Genomic DNA, 6,188 nt, shown 5'->3' with positions numbered 1-6,188 from the left:
AAAGAGAAAAGGTGTTCATTTTGTCCATCAAGTCCATTCTCTCCACCCTGAACTCTCAACTCTCAACCTTCCACTGTGAACTCTCCCCGTTCAAGATTCTGTAAAACCGCGTAGAATACTTCCGCACCCCTTGTCCGCTATCTTATGTCAGAAAAAACCGGGCGGCGAGAAATAGGCCTGTTTTTATGCGATTACAGCGGGTTTTTGCGGAGGCAGCTCCCACACGCGCACGCGCGTTTTCTAACATTAGCCTTGCAAAAAATTAAGATAAGCGTAGTATATTTCAGTTATGTCCGAAGATACCAACGAGGTTGTTGAAACCACCGTTTCCACGACGGCGCAGCATGAATACGGCGCCGCGCAGATTGACAAACTGGAGGGCCTGGAGGCCGTGCGGAAGCGCCCCGGCATGTACATCGGGGACCCTGATGAAAGAGGCCTGCATCACTGCGTGTTTGAAGTGCTGGACAACTCCATTGACGAGCATCTGGCCGGCTATTGCAGCAAGATTGACATTGTGATTCATGTGGACGGTTCCATTTCCGTGGTGGACAACGGCCGCGGCATTCCGGTGGATACGCACCCGAAGTTCGGCATTCCCGCCGTGGAACTGGTGCTGACCAACCTGCACGCCGGCGGCAAGTTCGGCCAGGGCGCCTACAAATACTCCGGCGGCCTGCACGGGGTGGGCGCCAAGTGCGTGAATGCCCTGTCCGACTGGTTCAAGGCGGAAGTGCGCCGGGACGGCAAGCGCTACCAGATCAAGTTTGAGCGCGGCAAGACGACGGAACCTCTCCGCCCGGTGGGAGCGTGCGCCTGTGAAATCACGGGCACCACAATCACCTTCTTCCCGGATGCCACCATTTTCACGGATACCACGGAGTTCAAGTTTGACCGCCTGACCACGCGCCTGCGTGAGCTTGCCTTCCTGAACCCCGGTCTGATTATTGAACTGATTGACGAACGGGAAGCCCCCGTGCGCCGGGAAACGTTCTTCTACAAGGAGGGCATTGTGGAATTCGTGCGCCAGCTGGGCAGGAACAAGGAAGTGATCAACGAGGAACCCATCTCCATTTCCGGCGTCCGGAAGGTGGAAGTGGAGTACGACGGCAAGAAAATGGACGACGACGTGCTGGTGGACGTGGTGTTCCAGTACAACAACACGTATGAAACGAACATCCTCTGCTTTGCCAACTCCATTTATAACGGGGACGGCGGCACGCACCTTTCCGGCTTCCGCGGCGCCCTGACGCGCGTGATCAACGGGTACGCGAAGGCGAACGGCCTGCTCAAGGAAAAGGACCCCTCCCTGAGCGGGGAGGACGTGCGCGAAGGCCTGGTGGCCGTCATCTCCGTCAAGATGCCCAATCCGCGCTTCTCCTCCCAGACCAAGGACAAGCTGGTGAACACGGAGATTGAAGGCGTGGTGGGGAACGTCGTGTACGAAGAGATCAAGACGTACTTCGAGGAAAACCCGGCGATGGCCAAGAAGATCATTGAAAAGAGCATCACGGCCGCCCGTGCCCGCGAGGCCGCGCGCAAGGCGCGTGAAACGGTCCGCAAGAGCGCTCTTTCCATCGGCGGCCTTCCGGGCAAGCTGGCGGACTGCTCCGACCGCGACCCCGCCAAGTGCGAGCTTTTCATTGTGGAAGGTGACTCCGCCGGCGGCTCCGCCAAGATGGGGCGCGACCGCCGCACGCAGGCCATCCTGCCCCTGCGCGGGAAAGTGCTTAACGTGGAAAAGGCGCGGCTGGACAAGGCCCTGGGCAGCCGGGAAATCCAGAACATGATCACGGCCATCGGCGCCGGGATCGGGGACGGGGATGATGAGGCCTCCTTCAAGCTGGACCGGGTGCGCTACCACAAAATCATCATCATGACTGACGCGGACGTGGACGGCGCCCACATCCGCACCCTGCTGCTCACCTTCTTCTGCCGCCACATGCCGCAGCTGGTGCGCGCCGGGTACCTGTACATCGCGCAGGCTCCCCTTTACCGCATCATCCGCAGGAAGAAGGAGGAATACGTGCAGGATGACGTGGCCCTGAACCGCAAACTGATTGAACTGGCCGTCAATGACGTGACCCTCCGCTTTGCGGACGGTTCCCGTTCCTTTACGCCGGACGAGCTCTCCGCCATTCTGGAAACGCTGGTCAACCTCCAGCGTTACACGGAATCCATGCAGGCGCAGGGCGGCACCCTGGAAGACCTGCTCAACCACCGGGAGGCCAACGGCGACTTCCCGGAATTCCTGGTGAAGGTGCGTAGCGGCAATGAGGAGGAAATCCTGTTCTTCCATGACATGGAGGCCCTCACGGCCTTTTCGGATGAAAACCGGGACCTCTTCATCTTCGGCATGCCCACGGAAGAGGAACTGCTGGAAAACCCCCTCCCGGACCGGGAAGGCCCCAGCCGCCGCTCCATCACCCATGAACTGCATGAAGCCAAGGCCATTGCGCGCGCCCTGACGCGCCTGGCAGAGCTCGGCATCCCCGGGAACATGCTCGTATCCATGGATACGCCCCTGTTTGAACTGGTGGAAGGGGAAGGAGACAAGGAACGGACCACGGCCCTCTTCTCCGTGATGGACATTCTGGAATCCGTCATCACCATCGGCAAGCGCGGCGTGGAGATCACGCGATTCAAGGGCCTGGGTGAAATGGACGCCAAGGACCTGTTCAAGACGACGATGGACCCGGAACGGCGCGAGCTGCTCCGCGTCATCCTGAATGACGACAACGCCGTCAGGGCTGATGAAATGTTCACCATCCTGATGGGGGACGTGGTGGAGCCCCGCAAGAACTACATCGTGGACCACGCGCTCAACGTCCGCAACCTTGACGTTTAATTCCTACACTTTCTCCCAGAACCATGGAAAACAATAGAATCAAACCGGTGGACGTAGCCAGTGAGCTCTCCACTTCTTTCCTGGACTACTCCATGTCCGTCATCATCTCCCGCGCCCTGCCGGACGTGAGAGACGGCCTCAAGCCCTCCCAGCGGCGTATCCTGTACGCCATGAAGGAGCTCAACCTGTCCCCCGGCGGCAAGACCCGCAAATGCTCCAAGATCGTGGGTGACACCATGGGTAACTACCACCCGCACGGGGACGCCGCCATTTACGGCACCCTGGTGAACATGGCGCAGGACTGGTCCATGCGGGACATCCTCGTCATCGGCCAGGGCAACTTCGGCACGCCGGACGGGGACCCGCCCGCCGCCGCCCGATACACGGAAGCCAAGCTCTCCGGCATGGGGGTGGCCCTGATGGCGGACCTGGACAAGGACACCGTGGACTTTGTCCCCACGTACGACAACGAGCACACGGAACCCACCGTGTTCCCCTCCGCCTTCCCCAACCTGCTGGTGAACGGCGGCACGGGCATTGCCGTGGGGATGGCCACCAACATGCCCCCCCACAACCTGGGGGAAGTGGTGGACGGCATCTGCGCCGTGATTGACAACCCCCTCATGACGGTGGATGAACTGCGCCACTACATCAAGGGGCCGGACTTCCCCACCGGGGGCGACGTGCTGGGCTTTTCCGGCATTGACAGCTACTTCCGCACCGGGCGCGGCTCCGTGCGCATCCGCGGCAAGATAGACATGGAAATGACGGACTCCGGCAAGGACCTCCTCATCATCCGTGAAGTGCCGTACGGCGTAAACCGCGCCGCCCTCCAGGAACGCATTGCGGAACTGTACAAGGACAAGATACTGACGGACATTTCCGGCATCCGGGACCTTTCCGACGAGAAAACCTGCATTGAAATCGAGCTCAAGCGGGACGCCCGCCCGCAGGTAGTCATGAACCAGCTCTACAAGCTCACCTCCATGGAAACCTCCTTTGCGGTGAACATGCTGGCGATTCACGACAACCGCCCCAAGACGCTCGCGATGCTGGACGCCATTAACTTCTACATTGAGCACCGCCGCGAGGTGGTCGTGCGCCGCACGCGCTACCTGCTGGGGGATGCGGAAAAAGACGCGGAACGCCTGGAAGCCTTCCTGCTGGCCCTGCACCACATGGATGACTTCATCACCATCATCCGCGACTCCAAAAACAGGGAGGAAGCCCGCGAACGGCTGCAAAACTACACCTTCTCCACGCAGACGGCGGAAAGCCTGGGCATCCTGATCCGTTCCCAGGCCTCCGTGCAGGGGGACCGCTACATCTTTACGGAACGCCAGGTCAATTCCATCCTGGACCTGCGCCTGTACCAGCTCACCGCTCTGGAAAACGACAAGATTTCCGGGGAATACACGGAACTGCTGGTCCGGATCAAGGACTATCTGGACATCCTGGCGAACGAATCCCGCGTGCTGGGAATCGTGAAGGATGAACTCATGGCGATCAAGGACAAGTACGCCACGCCGCGCGTCACGCGCATCATTCCCTTCTCCGGGGACATGGCTATCGAGGACCTGATCCCGAACGACACGATGATCGTCACCATCACGCACAGCGGCTACATCAAGCGCACCAACTCCGCGGAATACCGCGTGCAGGCCCGTGGGGGCAAGGGCGTGAAGGCCGCCACCACGAAGGGAGCCAAAAAAGACGCGGAGGCGGACTTCATCGAACACCTCTTCGCCGCCCAGAACCACGACTACCTGATGTTCTTCACCAACACCGGCCGCGTGTACGTGGACCGCGTGTATGAAATTGACGAGGCCGCCCGCAGCGCGCAGGGCCGCAACATCAAGAACCTGCTGGACCTCCAGCCGGAGGAAGCCATCGCCGCCATCCTGCGCCTGGAACGCCGGGTGGATGAAAAGGGCAATGACATCACCTTTGCGGAAGGCAGCGGCAACGTGGTCTTCGCCACGAAGGACGGCACGGTGAAGAAAACCAGCCTGAACGACTTTGTCAACTACCGCAAGGCCGGCATCATCGCCATCAACCTGGAGGAAGGCAACACCCTGGTGAACGCGGAACTCACCACCGGGGAAAATGAAATCGTGCTCGTCACCCATGACGGCATGAGCATCCGCTTCCCGGAGGAAGCCCTCCGCACCCAGGGCCGCAACACCATCGGCGTGCGCGGCATCCGCCCGCGCGAGGGGGACTACGTGGTGGCCCTTGCCATTGTGGACCCGCAGAAAACCCTGCTGGTGGCCTCTGAAAACGGCCTCGGTAAGCGCACCTCCTTTGAGGAATACCGCACGCAGGGCCGCGGCGGCACCGGCATCAAGACCATGAACTGCACGGACAAGACCGGCAAGGTGGTATCCGCCACGGTCGTTTCCGAGGAGGATGAACTGATGCTCATGACCACGGCCGGGCAATCCGTCCGCATCAAGGTGGCTACCGTCCGTGAGACGGGCCGCGCCACCCAGGGCGTGAAGCTCATGACGCTGAACGACGGCGAAGCCATCCAGGACATCTCCATCGTCATTCCGGATGATGAAGAAGAGGATATTCCGGAGGACGGGGAAGACGCGGAGGCCGTGGAACCTTCCGGTGAAGCGGAAGCCCCTGCGGAAGAATAAAACTCCATGGAACCCCGCTCCGGAATCATGCCGGGGCGGGGTTCTTCATTCGCCGTTTTTATGGAAGAAATCCTTTCCCTGCAAAAGTGCGCCGAACGCCTGGAACGGCGCGGATTCAGAAGCTGTGTAGTCCCGGGCCTGAAGGAAGCCGCGGACCTGATGCGCGGCTTGGTGCGGGAGTTCCAACCCGCGTCCGCCTCCTACGGGGACTCCATGACCTTGAAGTCCACGGGAATTCTTGACGACCTGCGGGCCAACCCGGACATTCAATTTTACGACGGCTTTCTCCCGGACATGGACCGGGAGGAAAAATGGGAAATCCGCCGCCGCGGCATGACGGCGGACCTCTTCCTGACCGGAATCAATGCTGTCAGCATGAAGGGAACCCTGCACTGGGTGGACATGGTGGGCAACCGCGTGGCCCCGGTGGCGTTCGGCCCCCGGCACGTCATTCTGCTGGCCGGAGCCAACAAGCTGGTGGCTGGCCCGGAGGAGGCTGTTGAACGCATCCGCCGCATTGCCCCGCTGAACGCCAAACGCCATGAAGACTTCAAGACGCCCTGCATGTACACGGGAACCTGTGCGGACTGCAACTCCCCGGACCGCCTGTGCAACATCCACATGTCCATCGTCAAATGCTTCCCCAAGGGAAGAATCACCGTCATCCTGATGGAGGAATCCGGAGGACTCTGAGC

General features: G+C 60.5%; 3 protein-coding genes. All 3 read left to right on the top strand.

Annotated elements, in window-relative coordinates; translation table 11 throughout:
* The first annotated feature begins 289 nt into the window (after positions 1-289).
* The 3 genes from gyrB to HHJ06_RS11270 are packed head-to-tail and all read left to right on the top strand — an operon-like array spanning position 290 to position 6,186.
* The gene (gyrB, locus tag HHJ06_RS11280; RefSeq protein ID WP_215429878.1) at positions 290-2,848 is read left to right on the top strand and encodes a DNA topoisomerase (ATP-hydrolyzing) subunit B; all 2,559 of its coding nucleotides are present in this window, start codon (positions 290-292) and stop codon (positions 2,846-2,848) included.
* A 23-nt stretch (positions 2,849-2,871) separates the two neighbouring features.
* A complete protein-coding gene (gyrA, locus tag HHJ06_RS11275) occupies positions 2,872-5,493 on the top strand; it encodes a DNA gyrase subunit A (RefSeq protein ID WP_215429876.1) in 2,622 nt (873 codons plus the stop codon).
* A gap of 60 nt (positions 5,494-5,553) precedes the next feature.
* Complete coding sequence (locus HHJ06_RS11270; protein WP_215429874.1) at positions 5,554-6,186, top strand: lactate utilization protein; 633 nt, start codon at positions 5,554-5,556, stop codon at positions 6,184-6,186.
* Positions 6,187-6,188 lie beyond the last annotated feature (2 nt).

Origin of the sequence: Akkermansia muciniphila, assembly GCF_018709685.1 — a bacterium.
Classification (GTDB): Bacteria; Verrucomicrobiota; Verrucomicrobiia; order Verrucomicrobiales; family Akkermansiaceae; genus Akkermansia; species Akkermansia muciniphila_E.
The sequence above is the reverse complement of the archived record's forward strand: the minus strand, read 5'-3'. Positions and strand labels throughout refer to the sequence as shown.

Coding starts and splice junctions, on each gene's coding strand:
- gyrB (WP_215429878.1), top strand. CDS start 290: ATGTCCGAAGATACCAACGAGGTTGTTGAAACCACCGTTTCCACGACG.
- gyrA (WP_215429876.1), top strand. CDS start 2,872: ATGGAAAACAATAGAATCAAACCGGTGGACGTAGCCAGTGAGCTCTCC.
- HHJ06_RS11270 (WP_215429874.1), top strand. CDS start 5,554: ATGGAAGAAATCCTTTCCCTGCAAAAGTGCGCCGAACGCCTGGAACGG.